Origin of the sequence: Nocardioides sp. ChNu-153 (genome assembly GCF_030466625.1) — a bacterium.
In the GTDB taxonomy this organism is placed as follows: Bacteria; Actinomycetota; Actinomycetes; order Propionibacteriales; family Nocardioidaceae; genus Nocardioides.
In genome coordinates this window covers 101855-117837 of sequence record NZ_JADEVT010000004.1, presented here as the reverse complement: position 1 = coordinate 117837, position 15983 = coordinate 101855, and the positions used below count along the sequence as shown (strand labels likewise).

Sequence of the window (15983 nt, the reverse complement as noted above, 5' to 3'; positions counted from 1 at the left end):
GTGTCGACCTTCGAGTGCGCTCGAGGTCAAGGGCCGACACTCGATCCGTCCTCACCGGCGGGGCCCAGGGTGCGCAGCAGGGCGGCGAGGGGCGGCCAGGTCGCCCGGCCGGTCCGTGTGACCGCGTAGGCCTGGAGCAGCACCTCCGGGTCGCGCAGGGGCACGACGCGCACACCCTCGCGCAGCACCGAGTCCTCGGGGAGCAGGGCGACGCCGAGCCCGGCGGCGACCAGGTCCTGGACGAGGTCGAGGTTGTCGGCGCGGTGGGTGACGTCGGGGAGGAACCCCGCCATCGAGGCGAGCGTGCGGACGACGTCCTCGTCGGCGGTGCCGCGCGAGTTCACGATCCAGGGGGTGGAGCGGAACGCCGTCACGACGTCGGTCGCCGACCCGGTCGGGGGCGCAGTCTCCGCAGGCACGCCGAGCCCCCAGGTGGTCGACCACAGCCGGTGTGCCACGAGCGACCGGTCGAGCGTCGTCGGCGCCAGGTTGTAGTCGTAGGTCAGCGCCAGGTCGAGGTCGTCGCTGAGCAGGAGAGCGTGCGCCTCGCCCGGCTCGTACTCGCTGACGAGGAGCCGCACCCGCGGGCACGTGTCCGCCAGCGTGTGCAGGGCGGGCAGGAGGCTGCGCCGGACGGCCGTCGCGAACCCCCCGGTGCGGAGGGTGCCCGCCGGCTCCGCACCGGGATCGAGAGCGGCCCGTGCCGCTTCGACGGCCGCCAGGATGGTCACGGCGTGCTCGACGAGGCGCCGGCCGGCCGGCGTGAGCCGCACCCGCCGGCCGTGCGGTTCGAGCAGGGGGGCGCCCACCTCGTGAGCGAGCGCCGCGAGCTGCTGCGAGACCGTCGACGTGGTGGACCCGAGCTCGTCGGCGACCTCCCGCATGGACCCCAGGCGGGACAGCGCGACCAGCAGCTCGAGACGGCGTATGTTCACCCACCGATTGTCAGGCATGGACGGACGGTCCGTTCATGATTCTCGCGTGGACGCGGACGGACCGGCTGGATCTACTGGGCGCGTGTCCACCGCTCGCACCGGCGCCTCGCTCGCCCTCGCCTCCATGCTCTGCGTCCAGCTCGGCATCGCCGTCTCGGTCGGCCTCGCCGGGCGCGTCGGTCCGGACGGAGCCGCGTGGCTGCGGCTCGTGTGGGCCGGGCTCATCACCCTCGTGGTGCTGCGCCCTCGGAGGGGATCGATGTCCGGGCGCGCGCTGCGGACCTGCGTCGCGCTCGGTGTCATCACCGCGGGCGTCACGATGCTCTTCATGGTGGCGGTCTCGCGGCTGCCGATGGGCACGGCGAGTGCTCTCGAGTTCCTGGGTCCGCTCTCGGTGGCGGTGCTGCGTGGTCGCGGCGTGGTCGCCCGGCTGGCCTGGCCGCTGCTGGCCGGGGCCGGGGTCCTGCTGCTGACCGAACCGTGGCGCGGCGACGTCGACGTGTTCGGCGTCGCGGCGGCGCTCGCGGCGGCTGCCTGCTGGGCGGGCTACATCGTGCTGACCCAGCGCGTCGGCGACGAGGTCGAGGGCGTGCAGGGCCTGGCGGTCTCGATGCCGGTCGCGGGACTCGTGGCGACCGGCACCGTGCTGGTGCTGCCGGGCAGCGACCTCGCGGGGGTGCTGACCTGGGAGGTCCTGCTGCTCGGCGCCGGCCTGGCCGTCCTGCTGCCGGTGGTGCCCTTCGCGCTCGAGATGGTGGCGCTGCGCCACCTCACCGCAGCGGCCTTCGGCACGATCATGTGCCTGGAACCGGCCATCGCCCTCGTCATCGGACTGGTCCTGCTGGGGCAGCTGCCCGGCCCGGGGGCGGTCGTGGGCCTGGTGCTCGTCGTGGCCGCAGGCCTCGGGGCCGAGCGGTCGGGTGCGCGCGCCGCCGCCGGCGAGGACGACGCAACGGAGCAGGTCGTGGTCAGCGCCTCGGGCGACGAGCCGGGCACCGTCCCGCGGTGACCCGGCGGGGTGCCCGGCGGGATTTCCGGCCGTGGCCCGGCCGACGCGACGCTCATCGATCCACGTCGAGGTCCGCCCGCTCGTCGGGGCTGGTGATGGTTGGATGCCCCGGTGGGCTGGAACTCGCGAGGAGGACTGCTCGTCGTCGCGGCACTGGTGCTGGTCGCGCTCGGCGGGTGCGGGGTCCCCAGCGTCGGGGAGGTGGCCGTCACCCGAGCCGCCGACGGCACGTACGTCGCCCACGTCAAGATCTGCGAGGGCTCGGAACCGGTCGACGGCCTCACGCTCTACGCACTGCCGCAGGACGGCACCGAGGTCGAGGCGGCGGGCGACGGCGCGGAGCTGCAGCAGGAGTCCGACACCCGGGAGCTGGCCGACGTCGACGCGCCCGGCGAGGTCGCCGACGGCAGTTCCTGGCCGCTCCAGGTCCGGGACGACGTCGTGCTCGGTCCGGACGTGGCCTGGGCCGTCTACGGCTGGACCCACACGAACGAGCGGTCGCTCGACGGCCCGTACGCGCGAGCGTCGACCTGGGCGGACCTCGAGGGCGACGAGTTCCTGCACCTGACGTCGACCGGCGACACCGCTGCCGCTCCCGTGTCGCGCCTGGCGGCGTGGCAGCGCGCCCCCTGCTGGTACCAGTGACGGGCGCACCGCCGGCAGCGACCGCCGGGGGCGTCAGGGGCGCTCCGTGCGACCGCCGAGGTAGGTGACGGCGTGGTCGAGGCCGACCTCCTCCTGCAGGCGCGCCGCGATCGCCAGACCCTCCGCGCGCCACGCCGCGGTGCCCGCCGTACCGGCCCGTGCGTGCAGCCGTGCCCGGCGCCACTGGACGATGCGCCGGTGCGTGGTCGTCGACCTGCTCACCTGCCGCAGGGGCACCGCGACGGGTCGACCGGCCACCGTGCGGGCCAGGTCTGCGCCCTCGCCCTCACCGGCCAGGACCAACGGTCGGGAGCCGGGGCCGTCCAGGCGCCAGACCTCGTGCTCGTCGCCGAACTCGAGCTGCACCAGGCGGGCGAGCTCGAGGGCCCGGACGTGGTGGTCCAGGAGGCCGCCGCGCATCGGGCCGCCGCTCGCCTCGACGCACCACGCCCTGAGTCGGGCCAGCAGACCGTCGCTGAGGCCCAGCTCGGCGGTGTCGGCGGGACCGACGTCGCCCGGGCCGGGCCCGTGCTGCCACAGCGGTTCGTAGTTGTCGTCACTGAAGAACTCGAGGTACATCTCCGCCCTCCCCGGTACGTCAGGCCGGGGACGTCAGGCCGCGGGGCGCGCGGGCCGGTAGCGCACGACGACGGCACCCGAGGCGAGCTCGCGACGGTCCACCAGCTCGAGCCGGATCCGTTCGCGCAGACCACCGAGCAGGCTGGGGCCGTGCCCGGCGAGGACCGGCTGCGCGAGGAGCTCGTACTCGTCGATGAGCCCCAGGTCCGCCAGCGCGGTGGGGAGCGTCACGCCGCCCACCCACAGGCGCCCACCCGGCTGCTGCTTGAGCCGCCGGACGGCCTGCCCCACGTCGCCCCGCACCAGCTCGGCGTTCCAGTCGACCTCGCCCAGCGTGCTCGACACGACGTACTTCCTCGCCCCGTCGATGGCCTCGGCGAACGGGAGCTCCCACGCGGCCACCCCGTCGGGCCACGCGCCCGACCCCGGCCGGCGCCACGCCGACTCCATCATCTGATAGGTCACCCGGCCGAGCAGCAGCGCGTCGGCCCCCGCCATCTCGGCGGCCCAGTAGCGCATCGACTCCTCGTCCGGGGGGATCCCCGCCTCGTGCGAGACCGAGCCGTCCAGCGTGACGTTGATCGAGTAGCGGAGCGGTCTCATGGTTCTCCCCGGGTGGACGGTGTGAGTCGGACGGTCATCAGACGGCTGCCGGTGACGTTTCTCATCGGTGACGCCCCCGTGCCCCCGTCGGACGACGCCGCCGCCGGACCCGAGGGGCTGCACGGCCCTCGCCGCCGCAACCGAGCAGGACTGCGGGATAGCGTCCACGACGCGTGCTTCGACCACGCGTCGGCGTCGGCGCGTCTGAGACCAGGAGACCACCGGTGTTCCGTCACGTCCCCGTCCTGCCCGTGGTGGTGCCCCTCGGCGTCATCGTCCTCGTCGCGCTCCTGGAGAGCCTGCGTCGCCGCCGCAGCCTCTCCCTGCCGCGAGCGACCGTGGCCGTGGCGTTGTCCGTGTACGTCGCCGGAGTGGTCGCCAACACCGTCTTCCCCATCTACCTGGACAAGCCCGGCCGTGACGCGTCGTGGGACGACTTCCTCGTCCTCGTACCGCTCGCCGACTACGAGGTCGCCGACGCCGCGATGAACGTCGCCGTCTTCGTGCCCGTGGGGGTCCTCGTGCCGCTCGTCCTCGTCGGGGCCTCGTGGGGGCGCGTGCTGGCGATCGCCGCGGCGTCCAGCCTGGGCATCGAGGTCGTCCAGTACGCGACGGCCCACCTGCTGAGCGGTGGCCACATCGCCGACGTGAACGACCTGCTCTTCAACGTCGCGGGCGCCCTGGCCGGCTTCGGAGCACTCCGGCTGCTCACGCGGATCTCGACCGTCGTCGCTCTGCGCGACCGGTTCAGCTGGCACTGAGGGGTCGCACGAGCGGTCGCGCCAGCTGCTCGGTCACGACACCGAACCGGGCCGTCGCGATCCACCGCAGGGTCCGCGCGGCTTTACGGAACCTTGACGCCCCGTCGCCGCCGCGTCGCGAGCACGACGGCGGGGCCGACGGCGAGCAGGGCGGCGAGGGCGACGTACCCCAGGGAGAGGCCGGCGACGGTGGCCACGGCGGCGACGAGGAGCGGCCCGCCGGCGTCGCCGAGCTCGCGGCCGAGCTCGGCGGTGCCCATCGTCTGCCCCATGCGTTCCGGCGGGGTGGACGCGGCGAGGGCCGCGAACCCCAGCGGCGTGATGACGCCGGTGCCCGCACCGACGAGCACCGCCGCGAGCAGCAGCCCGGCCACGTCGGGCACCAGCGGCGCGAGGAGGCCGAGGGCGGTCACGAGCAGCCCCACCCCCAGACCGGTGCGCACGTCGAGGCGCCCCGCGTCCAGCGCGCGACCGGCGCGCGGCTGCACGACGGCGGCCGTCGCGGCCAGCAAGGAGACGGCGGCGCCGGTGACGACGGGACCGAGACCGGCGTCCGCCCCGGTGACGGGGAGGAAGCCCACCCCCACCGACAGGGCTGCGGTCGCACCGGCGAGCGCGGCCGTGGGGACGAGGAAGCCGCCGTCCCCCAGGCGCCGCGCGAGGTCGAGGACCGTCTGGCGCGTGCGGGGCAGCGGGGGTACGGCGGGCACCGCGAGCAGGGCCCACACCGCGACGGCGAGACCGAGCGCGGCGGTCACCGCGAAGAGCAGCCGCAGCCCGCCGACGTGGATGAGCACGCCGCCGAGCAGCGGACCGAGGGTGTAGCCGACGCTCTTGAACGAGCCGTAGGAGCCGAACACCCGCCCGCGGCGGGCCGCCGGGTTCAGCCGTGCGACCAGGGACGAGGCGGCCGGGGAGAACGCCGACGCGGCGGCGCCCTGGCCGAGGCGAGCCGCCCACAGCCAGGCGGGGTCGTCGGCGACCACGAAGACCGCCGACGCGGCGGCGAAGCCGACGAGACCCGCCACGAGCACCGGTCGCGCCCCGACGCGGTCGGCGACCGTCCCGAACACCGGCTTGAGCAGCACCTCCGCGCCGTCGTAGAGGGCCAGCAGCAGTCCGAGCGTCAGCAGGGAGGGCACGACGCCCCCGGAGCCGGTCCCGAGGCTCGCGGCGACGGCGTGCGCCCCGAACGCCGTCGTGAACCCTGCGGCGTAGAGCGGCCACATGCGGGGGTCGCGCCGGGTCGACGGCGGGGCGGAGGCGCCCTCCGCGGGTGCGGTCGTCACGGCCGGGGGCTCAGAGAGCGGGGCGGTAGTACGTCTCGGTCGCGAACGGACCGCCCACGCGGGCGTCCTCCACGGCGTCCTCCGGTCGCGTCGGCAGCCGGTCGGCCCACGCCTCGGCGTCGTCCAGCGGCTCGTAGCCCAGGGCCCGCCCGGGCGCCAGGTCCCACCAGCCCCGGGTGTTGGCGGACACGCCGTACAGCACGGCGAAGCCGGGAGCGGGTGCGGTGAGGGCGGCGAGGACCATCCGCACGCAGTCGTCGGGGGACAGCCACGTCGCGAGGTTGCGGCGCGTCGCCGGCTCCTCCAGGAACGAGCCGATGCGGCACGCCACCGCGTCGATGCCGTACCGGTCGGCGTAGAGGGCCAGCACGGCCTCGGCCGCGACCTTCGCGACGCCGTAGAAGGTGTCGGGACGGGGCGGCGTCGTGACCGGCAGCGGGTCGGCGGGGGAGTACGGCGCGTGCGGCGTGCCCCCGACGGCGTGGTTGGAGGACGCGTAGACGATGCGGTCGACGCGGTGGGCCCGCATGGCGTCGAGCAGCGCCGCGGTGGTCGTCGTGTGCGACGTGAGCGCCTCGACGAGACCGTCCTCGTCGGGGTTCCCGGCGAGGTGGACGACGGCCTGCACGGGGGCGCCGGCCTCCGCCTGGGCGTCGAAGGCGGCGAGCACGGCGTCGGCGTCCGCGCACTCCAGCGTGTGCCAGGGCAGCGTCCAGCCCTCGGGCTCCGGGGCGCGGTCGGCGCCCACGACGTCGTGGCCGGCCGCGGTCAGGCCGCTCACCACCACCCGACCGATGCTCCCGGCCGAGCCGGTGACGAGTACGCGCACGGCGCCCACCCTAGGGGCGGCCCCGCCTCAGCGGCGGTACGACGCGAGGTCGGCGCCCAGCTCGCGGAAGAGCGCCTGGTTGAGGTCGAACGCCACGCGGACCTCGTCGACGACGCGCTGCTTCTCCTCGACGGTCAGGTCGAGCGCGTCGAGCCGGGCGCGGTAGGCGTCCTTGTACGGCTTCGGCTTGGGGATCGCCGGGAAGGCGTAGAAGGCCGTGCCGACGCCCGCCTCGAGGTCGAAGGCCCGCGACAGGATGCGGCCGATGGCCTGGCCGCCCGAGAGGTCGCCGAGGTAGCGCGTGTAGTGGTGGGCGACCAGCAGCGGCGCCCAGGCGGCGCCGGCGCGCACGCGGGCGGCGTACGTCGCGGCGGCCGGGCTGTCCACGGTGCGCGGTCCGCCCGGCGCCCAGTGGTCGAGGTCGGCGTCGATGGCCGCGAGGCGCTCCAGGTCGGTGTCGAGCACGGCGGCCACGGCCGGGTCGTGGGCGTGCGCGCACACCGTCTCCTCGATCGCGGCGTAGACCTGCCGCAGGCGCAGCAGGTAGGCGGCGTACCCCGCCTCGTTCACGCGGCCGGCCAGCAGCTCCGACATGAAGGACGAGTTCTCCGCCGCGGTGTGCTCGGCCTGCGAGCCCTCCCGCATGACGGTGGACAGCGGGGCGTCGAGGTCGGGACGGGTGAGGACGGTCATGGCGGGCTCCCGGGTGGGGCGGTGGGCGGTCGGGGCAGGGGGTGGGACGCGGCGCTGCGTCCGGAGGAAAAGATGCTGACAGAGTGTCGACATGTTCTCGACAGTCTGTCAAGATGTCGCCCGGCGGTAGGCAAGGCTAGCCTCACTTCGGTTAGGGTAACCTAAGTCGACCGCTCGGGGTCGGCACGTTGCCACGTCCCCGTCCTCGACCACGAGAGCCCGCGAGAATGCGCCCTGTCCTGCGACCCCGCCCGTCGCGTCGCCCGTCCCGTCGGCCCTCCCGTCGGCCGGCCGGCCGGACGGCGCTCCGTCCGACCCGCGGGGGCGTCACCGCCGCCCTGGCGCTCGTGCTCGCGGCGGCGCTCGGTGGGTGCGGCTTCGACGGCGTGGGCACGGCGGACGACGGCCACGCCGGCGCCTCCGGGCCCGCGGCGCCGCCGCTCGCCGACGTCACGCCGCTGGACGACGTGCGCGACTGGGAGGGCGAGGTCTCCGCCGTCCTCCCCGAGACGCCGGTCGAGCCGGTGGGGGACCCGACGCCGGAGCTGCCCGTCACCGTCACGGACGCCCAGGGCACGGAGGTGGAGGTCACCGACGTCAGCCGGGTTCTCGCGCTCGACGTCTACGGCACCCTCTCGCGCACGGTCTTCGAGCTCGGCCTCGGCGAGTCGCTGGTGGGGCGCGACGTCAGCACCCAGTTCGCCGAGGCCGCCGATCTGCCCCTGGTGACTCAGAACGGCCACGACCTCAACGCGGAGGCGATCCTCGCCCTCGACCCCACGCTGATCATCACCGACACCTCGCTCGGCCCCTGGGACGTGATGCTGCAGATGCGTGACTCCGGCATCCCGGTGGTCGTCGTCGACTCCCACCGTGGCCTCGACAACCTCGCCAGCCTCACGGGTGAGGTCGCGACGGCGCTGGGCGTGCCGGGGGAGGGGGAGCAGCTCGCGGAGCGCGTCGAGGCCGAGGTCGCCGGGGTGACCGCGCAGATCGCGGAGGTCGCCCCGACGAGCCCCGGCGAGCAGCTGCGCACCGTCTTCCTCTACGTGCGCGGCACCTCGGGGATCTACTACATGTTCGGCGAGGGCTCGGGCGCCGACGCCCTCATCACCGCCGTCGGCGGGTACGACGTGGCCGAGGAGATCGGCTGGGCCGGCATGCGGCCCGTCACGGACGAGGGCATCATCGCCGCCCAGCCGGAGCTCGTGCTGATGATGACGGACGGCCTCGACTCGGCCGGCGGCGTCGACGGCCTGCTCGAGCGGTTGCCCGCCCTGGCCGCCACGCCGGCCGGCGAGAGCCGCCGGTTCGTCGACATGGCGGACGCCCAGATCCTCGGCTACGGCCCGCTCACCGCCCAGGTCCTCAACGCCCTCGCCGTCGCCGTCTACGCGCCCGGGGAGGTGGCGTGACGACGACGCTGCAGCGCGAGGTCGCGGCCACTCCTCGCGGCCGGGTCCGCTCCGTCACCGGAGGCATCGGTCTCATCGGTGTCCTCGCGGCGGCGCTCGTCGTGGCCTGCGTGCTGTCCGCGGCCACGGGCCAGTTCCCCATCCCGCCCGGCGAGGTGCTCGGCTCGGTGCTCCACCGGCTCGGGCTCGACCTCGGCCCGCTGCCCACCCACCCGCAGGCCGAGAACAACCTGTGGAACGTGCGCTTCCCGCGCGTCGTCATGACCGCGATCGTCGGCGCCGCTCTCGCCACGGCGGGCGCGCTCATGCAGGGCGTGTTCGGCAACCCGCTGGCCGAGCCGGGCGTCGTCGGGGTCTCCTCCGGCGCCGCGGTGGCGGCCGCGACCGTCATCGTCTTCTCGCTCGACTTCGCCGGCAGCTGGACGATCGCCGTCTGCGCGTTCGCCGGGGGGCTCGTCACCACGCTCGTCGTCTACGTCATGGCCCGCGACGACGGACGCACCGAGGTGGTGACCCTGGTGCTCACCGGGGTGGCGGTCAACGCCATCACCAGCGCCGGCTTGTCGTTCCTGCTCTTCCTGGCCAACACCTCGGCCCGCGAGGAGATCGTCTTCTGGACCCTCGGCAGCCTCAACGGCTCCCGCTGGGCGGAGGTGCAGGTCGTCACGCCGCTCGTCGTCGTCGGCGTGGTGGCCGCGCTGGTGCTCGCCCGCCAGCTCGACCTCCTGGCCCTGGGGGACCGGGCTGCGCGCCACGTGGGCGTCGACGTCGAGCGCCTGCGCATGATCTGCATCGTCCTGGTCGCCCTCCTGACCGCGGCCGGGGTCGCGTTCTGCGGCGTCATCGCCTTCGTCGGCCTCGTGGTCCCGCACCTGGTGCGGCTCGTCGCCGGGCCGGGCCACCGCGTGCTCGTGCCCGCCAGCGCGCTGGGCGGCGCCGTGCTCCTCGTGCTCGCCGACCTGTGGGCCCGCACGGCGATCGCCAACGCCGACCTGCCCATCGGCATGCTCACCTCGCTGGTCGGCGGCCCCTTCTTCTTCTGGCTGCTGCGCCGCGCCCGTCGTACGGCGGGGGGCTGGGCGTGAGCGCCGGCCTGCGGGCCCGCGGGGTCGGGGTCGTCATCGACGGCACCCCGATCCTCGACGGCGTCGACCTCGACGTCGCCGCGGGCGAGGTCGTGGTGCTGGTCGGCCCGAACGGGGCGGGCAAGTCGACCCTGCTCTCCGTGCTCACCGGCGACGTCGCGCCCACCACTGGCACGGTCGAGCTGGACGGCCGCCCCGTGGCGTCCTACCGGGCGCGCGAGCTGGCCCGGCGCCGCGCCGTGCTGCTCCAGCAGCAGCGCCTCGCCTTCGGGTTCCGCGCCCGCGAGGTCGTCGAGATGGGCCGGGCGCCGTGGCACCGCTCCGCCGAGGCCGAGCGCGACCTCGAGGTCGTCGCCGCCGCCGAGGAGCGCGCCGACGTCGCCCACCTCGCGACCCGGCTCTTCCCCACCCTGTCCGGCGGGGAGCAGGCGCGCGTCTCGATGGCGCGGGTCCTCGCCCAGTCCACGACGCTGCTGCTGCTCGACGAGCCGACGGCGGCGCTCGACCTGCAGCACCAGGAGGCGGTGCTGCGCGTCGCCCGCGAGGAGGCCGCTGCCGGGGCCGCCGTCGTCGTCGTGCTCCACGACCTCTCGCTCGCCGCGGCGTACGCCGACCGCGTGTGCGTGCTCGCGGCTGGCCGGCTCCGCGCGAGCGGCACCCCCCGCGAGGTCGTCACGCCGGCGCTGCTCAGCGAGGTCTACCAGCACCCCGTCGACGTGGTGGAGCACGCCGGCCACCTCGTCGTCGTCCCCGTCCGCCCGCCCCGGGCGCCGGCCACCGCGCCGGCTGCGGCGGCGCCCGCCGTACCCGTCCCGTCCGCCGACCCGCACCAGGAGCAACCGTGCCCGGCCACCTGACCGTCGCGTCCCGTCGCGCCCCCGCCGCCCTGGCCCTCGTGCTGGCGTCCGTGGGCGTGCTCGTGCCGCTCGCCGCCGCCCCGCCCGCGCAGGCCGCGGCGCGCGTCACCGTCGCCAACCCCGACGGCGACGCCGTCGTCGACGCCACCTACGCGACCACGCTCACCGTCTCGGGCCGCGGCTTCCAGTCGGTCGCCGGCGGCCACGGCGGCGTCTACGTCTTCTTCGGCACCGTCGCGGACGGCTGGCAGCCCACCCGCGGCGGCCGCACCGGGGTCGACTACTTCTACGTGCCCGACTCCGAGAGCCGCGACAACCAGGGCTTCCAGAAGTTCGTCGCCTTCCCGGGCTCCGACACCGCGTCGTCCGCCAACGGCGGCACCATCGCCGCCGACGGCTCCTGGTCGACCTCCCTGGTCGTCCCGGGGGCGACCTTCACGGCCTACGACCGCGCGAGCGGCGAGCGCACCGTCGACTGCCGCGAGGTCACCTGCGGGATCATCACCGTCGGCGCCCACGGCGTCGCCAACGGCACGAACGAGACCTTCACGCCGGTCCGCGTCGCCGACCTGTACGACGAGCAGCCCGCCGCCGCGGCCCCCTCCGCGTCGGAGGGGTCGGCGGGGGCGGGCACCGGCACCGCGCCGGGTGCGGCCGCCACCCCGGGGACCCCCGCCGCGGCCGCCGCCCCCGTGGCCGCCGGCCCCGCCGCCCTCGAGGTCGACCGCGGCGCCGCGGTCGCGGGCCGCGTGCTGCCGTTCCAGGCGACCGGCCTCGTGCCCGGACGCCAGGTCAGCGTGACCTTCGACGACGGCGCGGCCGCCGCGGGACCCTTCCAGGTCGCGGCCGACGGCAGCATGGCCGGGGTCATCACCCTCCCGGCGGACACCCCGGCCGGGACGCACGAGCTGCGCATCTTCGGCCTCGACGAGCCGCTCACCGTCAGCTTCGCCGTCCGCGCCGCCGACGACGCCGCCGAGGTCGCGGCCTCCTCGGACGCAGCCCCCGCCGAGGACGCGGGCCCCGACCGCCTCGCCGTCGCGTTCGTCGTGGCCGCCGCCCTCGTGCTCCTCGCCGCCGTCGCCCGCGTGGTGCTCGTGCGAACCAGGGCCGCGCGGTGAGCGGCCGGCACCCCGGCGACCGCGCCGCGCGCCTGCGCGCCGCCGCCCTCGCCGGCGTCGGCGTCCTGGCCCTGTGCACCCTGCTGGTGTCGGTGCTGCTCGGCGTGCCCGGTCCCCGCGCCGCCCAGGCGGTCGAGGCGACCACCGATCCCGCCACGTCCACCCCGTCGGGCACGGCGCCCACCACTACACCCACCACCAGCCAGCCGACGACCGAGCCGACCACCCAGCCCACCACCGCGCCGACCACCCAGCCCACCACGGCACCCACCACCGAGCCGACGACCCCGCCGACGACCGGCGCCGTCGCGGTCGACGACGCCGTGCTGCGCTGGGGACTGACGAACGAGTCGAACAACGCCGCCCACGAGCCCGGCGCGCACAACTTCTTCTCCGCCGGACGCGCGGTGCCCGGGGTCGGCGTCCACCTCCGCGAGCGGCAGTGGGCCGCGAGCGACGGCGGCGTGAGCGTCGAGAAGTGGGACGGCTCGACCTGGCGCACCGCCACGTGGGACGGGCTGCGCACCACGAGCGCCGGAGCGCCCATCACCAACCCGAGCGCCGGCACGTTCAGCAACCACCAGGTCGTGCTGCGCGCCGGGGCGGGGGAGGTGGACCGCGCGGCCGGCACCGCCCGCATCGCGTGGACGGGCACCTTCACCGTCCTCTACTACTCCGGCCGCTCGTTCTTCCACGTCTCCGACCCCGTGCTCGCCGTCGCGGACGGGCGCGGCACCCTGACCGCGACCGTCACCGGCTACGCCTCGTCGCGCGAGGACCCCACGCAGCGGGAGCCCCTCGCGCCCCGGGAGGTGCGCCTCGCCGACCTCCCGGCCGTCGACCTCGATGACGTCACCGGCTTCACCACGACCCCCGCCTACCGCGGGGTGCGGGTGAGCGGCACGGCGCAGCGCACCGACGGCGCCGACGCCGGCTCCTTCCCGCAGTCGTTCGTCACCCTCATGGAGGAGCTCGGCACGGGCGCCTTCTGGTACTCCAGCGGCGCCTCCACCGACGCCTTCAAGGTGGCGCTGCCGGTGACGGTCTCGTACGACGCGTCCGCCCCCGTCGTCGTGCCTCAGCCCGCGCCGGCCCCGACCGTCGTCGTACCCGTGCCGGAGAACACGGCCCTCGCGCCCCCGCCACGCCCGGGCCCCGCTGCCCGGCCCGCCGGGCCGTCGGTCCCGTCGGCCCCGGCGGCGCCGCGGGCGACGGCCGCCCGGGCGCTGGCGGTCCCCGCCGCGGCCGCGGTGGCAGCAGCCGAGCAGCTGGGGTTCGGCTACGACCTCCGGTCGGTCTCCGCGGTCACCGCCGACGAGCCGGCGGCGACGACGGGGACGAGCCCCCTGTGGTGGGTCGGGGGCGGGCTGCTGCTCGCCGCGGCCGCCCTGCTCGCCGTACCCGCCCACCGTCTCCCGGGCCCGCTGGCCCGCTCCCGCCGCTCGGGCGGTGCCCACCCCACCCCACCCCCGGTCTGACCGGCCCTCCTCGGCGCGCCCGCGTCGACCCGAGAAAGGAAGCACCCATGCCCACCCCCACCCGAGCCGGAGCCCGTCGCGGTGTCCGCGCGAGCGCCACGGCGGCCGTCGCGGCCCTCGTGACGGCGCCCCTGGCGCTGGCGACCCCGTCCGCCTCCGCGGCCGACGAGCCCGCCGTCGTCCCCACCCTGCAGTGGGAGATCTCCCAGCAGTTCGACAACCACCTCGCGGTCCACGAGCTCGCCGACGGTGCCACGGAGGACGCGGACGGCGTCGTCACGTTCCCCGGCGGGGTGGGCACGTACGACCCGTTCACCGGCGCCGCGAGCGTCGCCTACGAGGGCTCGGTCTCGGGGACGTTCGGCCCGAACTTCGGGCTCCCCGCGCAGTACACCGTCACGGTCGCCGATCCCGTCGTGACGGTCGGCCCGTCCGGCGCGGGCACGATCGAGGCCACCGTCTCGGCGTGGAACACGGGCGGCTCGGGCAGCACCCCGGCCCAGACCGAGCCCACCCAGGTCGTCGTCACCACCTTCGACGCGCCCGCCGAGTGGACGGCCGGCGACGGCGTCGGCTCCATCACGGCCACGCCCGACTGGGTCGGCGTCCTGCCGGCGGACTCCGAGCAGGCCACCGCCCTCGGCATCCCGGCCGGCCAGCCGGTCGAGGGCGCGTCGTTCGCGCCCGAGTTCCTCGGCGCGCTGACGCCGGGCGTGCGGGCGCACTTCTACCAGAGCCGCGCGAACCAGACGGTCAAGAAGCCGTCGTCGTTCACGGCCACGGCGACCCCGGCCGCCCCGCCGGCGGTGACCTACGAGACGACGTCGACCTCGCACGAGGACGGGCTGCTGCTGCGCGTCTCCGGCACCGGCTTCCGCGGCGTGACGGTCGAGGGGGACAACGGCGTGTACGTCGGGCTCGCCCCGGCCGGCGAGATGCCCGACGTGTCCGACCGCGAGAACACCGCGCTGTTCGCCGGCGTGAACTGGGTGCCCGCGGCGTCCATCGGTGAGGGCGGCACCTTCACCACCTCGGTGAGCGCGCCGACCGAGAAGCTCGACCCGACGGTGGACTACGCGCTCTACACCTGGCAGGCGCACACCTACTCCAACGTCTCGCAGGACACCCAGACCCCGGTCACCATCGACTGGAGCGCCCTCGAGGAGCCCGTCGCCGACGTCACCCTCACCGCGACCGGCTCGACCGGGCAGCGCTACGCCACCACCACCTGGGTCGCCGCGAAGGTCGCCGGCGTCGCCGACGGTGCCGGCACCGTCACCCTGACGGGTGTCGGCGCGGCGCAGTCCACCCCGGTCAAGTACGGCCAGGCCGCGTTCCGGGTGCCCGCCACCCTCGCGCCGGGCACCTACACCGCGCGCTACACCCTCGCCACGGACGGCGCCGGTGACGGCACCACCACCACGACGACCTTCACGGTCCTGCAGGGCACGTCCACCACGGGCGCGTCGTTCCTGTCGAGCCCGTCGAGCCGCAACGCCAGCACGGTGCGCGTCGTCGTCGCCCCCAAGACCAACACGACGGGCGTCCCGGCCGCGGCCGGCCCCGTGGCCGTGAAGTTCTACCAGGGCAACCGCGTCGTCTGGTACTCCGGCGTGAAGCAGCTGGCCGGCGGCCAGCTGCAGGTCACGGTCCCGCGTCTCCCGGCCGGCCGCTACGCGGTCGTGATCGGGTACGCCGGCTCGAACCTGCTGCTGTCGTCGAACCACTCGCGCTACGTCGACGTGCGCTGACACCAGCTCCCACCCCGCACGGGGCCCGGTCCTCCCCAGGACCGGGCCCCGTGTGCGTCCGTGGCGTCTAGGGTGGGCTGGTCGGTGGCCGGGCGCCGGCCCCCGGCCGCACGAGGCGGCCGGGCACCGACGGGAGCCGACATGGGTGAGCAGCGCCGTACCACCGGGGCGAGGTCGTCCGTGCCCGTCCTCGCGGTCGGCGCGGCCGTCGTCGTCCTCGCGGTCCTGGCCGTCCTGGCGTTCGTGCTCCCCGGCGGCCCCGACCCCGCCACGGCGCGCCCCGGTGAGACCGACGGGGCCGGTGGGGCCGCTGGGTCCGACGGGGCCGTCGAGCTGCGGGTGGACGGCCCCACCAGCCTGACCTACGGACGCGTCGACGCGGCGCTGCAGGGCTTCACCGCGTACGTCGCGGGCGACGTCGGGGACGAGGCCCGCGTCGAGGTCAGCGGGGTCGGTGAGCCGACGACCCTCCCGCTCTCGTGGTCCGGCCGCGCCCACGTGCGCCCCGACCCCGCGCTCGGGGCCGGACCCCACGAGGTCGTGGCCACGCTGGACACCGCCGGGGGAGAGGGCGACGGCCTGCGCGCCACCCACGCGTTCGAGGTCCGCAGGGCGGAGTCCGTCGTGGGCGCCTCCTTCATCCGGCCGCCCACCACCCGCGACACCGGCCTGCTGCTCGTGGCGCCCTTCGTCCGGGGCCTCGACGTCACGCCGCCGCAGCCCGACGCCACGGTGTCGGTGAAGGTCTACCTCGGCACCGACAGCGTCTGGAGCTCGGGCACGCTGCCGGTCACCGCCGACGGCACGGTGGTGGTGCGGGTGCCCGTGCTGCGGGCGGGCGACTACCGCCTCGCCGTGGGGTACGGCGGCTCCGCGAACCTCGAGCCCGGCGCCACCGTGCGCGGGCTGCGCGTGCGCTGAGGCGCCGAGCGC

General features: G+C 75.8%; 16 protein-coding genes. 10 read left to right on the top strand and 6 right to left on the bottom strand.

Going from position 1 to position 15983, the window contains the following annotated elements:
• Nucleotides 1–26 precede the first annotated feature (26 nt).
• Nucleotides 27–953 carry a LysR family transcriptional regulator gene (locus tag INN71_RS08060; protein WP_277500170.1) on the bottom strand — a complete coding sequence of 309 codons (927 nt, stop codon included), beginning with the start codon at nt 951–953 and terminating at the stop codon, nt 27–29.
• Nucleotides 954–1017: 64 nt separating this feature from the next.
• Here INN71_RS08060 and INN71_RS08055 point away from each other — a divergent pair, with 64 nt between their 5' ends.
• Nucleotides 1018–1944, top strand: a complete 927-nt coding sequence (locus INN71_RS08055) for a DMT family transporter (protein ID WP_277500169.1) — start codon at nt 1018–1020, stop codon at nt 1942–1944.
• Nucleotides 1945–2055: 111 nt separating this feature from the next.
• Nucleotides 2056–2589, top strand: coding sequence for a hypothetical protein (locus INN71_RS08050; protein WP_277500168.1), 534 nt, complete (start codon nt 2056–2058; stop codon nt 2587–2589).
• Nucleotides 2590–2622: 33 nt separating this feature from the next.
• Here the strand turns inward: INN71_RS08050 and INN71_RS08045 are convergent, their stop codons facing one another.
• Together INN71_RS08045 and INN71_RS08040 are read right to left on the bottom strand one after the other, a co-directional pair.
• The gene (locus INN71_RS08045; protein WP_277500167.1) at nt 2623–3168 is read right to left on the bottom strand and encodes a hypothetical protein; all 546 of its coding nucleotides are present in this window, start codon (nt 3166–3168) and stop codon (nt 2623–2625) included.
• A 33-nt stretch (nt 3169–3201) separates the two neighbouring features.
• Entirely contained in the window at nt 3202–3771 is a 570-nt protein-coding gene (locus INN71_RS08040; protein WP_277500166.1) for a dihydrofolate reductase family protein, read from the bottom strand.
• A 224-nt stretch (nt 3772–3995) separates the two neighbouring features.
• Here INN71_RS08040 and INN71_RS08035 point away from each other — a divergent pair, with 224 nt between their 5' ends.
• On the top strand, nt 3996–4532 hold the full coding sequence (locus INN71_RS08035; protein WP_277500165.1) for a VanZ family protein: 537 nt from the start codon (nt 3996–3998) through the stop codon (nt 4530–4532).
• Between the two features lie 83 nt (nt 4533–4615).
• Here INN71_RS08035 and INN71_RS08030 read toward each other — a convergent pair whose 3' ends face one another.
• Genes INN71_RS08030 through INN71_RS08020 form a run of 3 tightly spaced genes read right to left on the bottom strand, consistent with a single transcriptional unit; the run spans nt 4616 to nt 7343 of the window.
• On the bottom strand, nt 4616–5821 hold the full coding sequence (locus INN71_RS08030; protein ID WP_277500164.1) for an MFS transporter: 1206 nt from the start codon (nt 5819–5821) through the stop codon (nt 4616–4618).
• Between the two features lie 10 nt (nt 5822–5831).
• A complete protein-coding gene (locus tag INN71_RS08025) occupies nt 5832–6650 on the bottom strand; it encodes an NAD(P)-dependent oxidoreductase (RefSeq protein ID WP_277500163.1) in 819 nt (272 codons plus the stop codon).
• 27 nt (nt 6651–6677) lie between these two features.
• Nucleotides 6678–7343, bottom strand: coding sequence for a heme oxygenase (biliverdin-producing) (locus INN71_RS08020; RefSeq protein ID WP_277500162.1), 666 nt, complete (start codon nt 7341–7343; stop codon nt 6678–6680).
• Nucleotides 7344–7690: 347 nt separating this feature from the next.
• Here INN71_RS08020 and INN71_RS08015 point away from each other — a divergent pair, with 347 nt between their 5' ends.
• The 7 genes from INN71_RS08015 to INN71_RS07985 all read left to right on the top strand — a co-directional run bounded on the left by INN71_RS08015 (nt 7691) and on the right by INN71_RS07985 (nt 15971).
• Nucleotides 7691–8758 carry a hemin ABC transporter substrate-binding protein gene (locus INN71_RS08015; RefSeq protein WP_277500160.1) on the top strand — a complete coding sequence of 356 codons (1068 nt, stop codon included), beginning with the start codon at nt 7691–7693 and terminating at the stop codon, nt 8756–8758.
• Nucleotides 8755–9843: an iron ABC transporter permease gene (locus INN71_RS08010; protein WP_277500159.1), complete on the top strand. Its 1089-nt coding sequence runs from the start codon at nt 8755–8757 to the stop codon at nt 9841–9843. The genes INN71_RS08015 and INN71_RS08010 overlap by 4 nt, the downstream gene beginning before the upstream one ends.
• On the top strand, nt 9840–10700 hold the full coding sequence (locus tag INN71_RS08005) for a heme ABC transporter ATP-binding protein (RefSeq protein WP_277500158.1): 861 nt from the start codon (nt 9840–9842) through the stop codon (nt 10698–10700). The genes INN71_RS08010 and INN71_RS08005 overlap by 4 nt, the downstream gene beginning before the upstream one ends.
• Nucleotides 10685–11821 carry a hypothetical protein gene (locus tag INN71_RS08000; protein WP_301800053.1) on the top strand — a complete coding sequence of 379 codons (1137 nt, stop codon included), beginning with the start codon at nt 10685–10687 and terminating at the stop codon, nt 11819–11821. The genes INN71_RS08005 and INN71_RS08000 overlap by 16 nt, the downstream gene beginning before the upstream one ends.
• A complete protein-coding gene (locus tag INN71_RS07995) occupies nt 11818–13299 on the top strand; it encodes a hypothetical protein (protein ID WP_301800052.1) in 1482 nt (493 codons plus the stop codon). The genes INN71_RS08000 and INN71_RS07995 overlap by 4 nt, the downstream gene beginning before the upstream one ends.
• 47 nt (nt 13300–13346) lie before the next feature.
• On the top strand, nt 13347–15050 hold the full coding sequence (locus INN71_RS07990; RefSeq protein ID WP_277501545.1) for an HtaA domain-containing protein: 1704 nt from the start codon (nt 13347–13349) through the stop codon (nt 15048–15050).
• Between the two features lie 180 nt (nt 15051–15230).
• Complete coding sequence (locus INN71_RS07985) at nt 15231–15971, top strand: hypothetical protein (protein WP_277501546.1); 741 nt, start codon at nt 15231–15233, stop codon at nt 15969–15971.
• Nucleotides 15972–15983: the final 12 nt, after the last annotated feature.

What these genes read in the sequence shown, in the direction of transcription:
- INN71_RS08060 (WP_277500170.1), bottom strand. Translation starts at nt 953, where the DNA reads ATGCCTGACAATCGGTGGGTGAACATACGCCGTCTCGAGCTGCTGGTC.
- INN71_RS08020 (WP_277500162.1), bottom strand. Translation starts at nt 7,343, where the DNA reads ATGACCGTCCTCACCCGTCCCGACCTCGACGCCCCGCTGTCCACCGTC.
- INN71_RS07990 (WP_277501545.1), top strand. Translation starts at nt 13,347, where the DNA reads ATGCCCACCCCCACCCGAGCCGGAGCCCGTCGCGGTGTCCGCGCGAGC.
- INN71_RS08040 (WP_277500166.1), bottom strand. Translation starts at nt 3,771, where the DNA reads ATGAGACCGCTCCGCTACTCGATCAACGTCACGCTGGACGGCTCGGTC.
- INN71_RS08045 (WP_277500167.1), bottom strand. Translation starts at nt 3,168, where the DNA reads ATGTACCTCGAGTTCTTCAGTGACGACAACTACGAACCGCTGTGGCAG.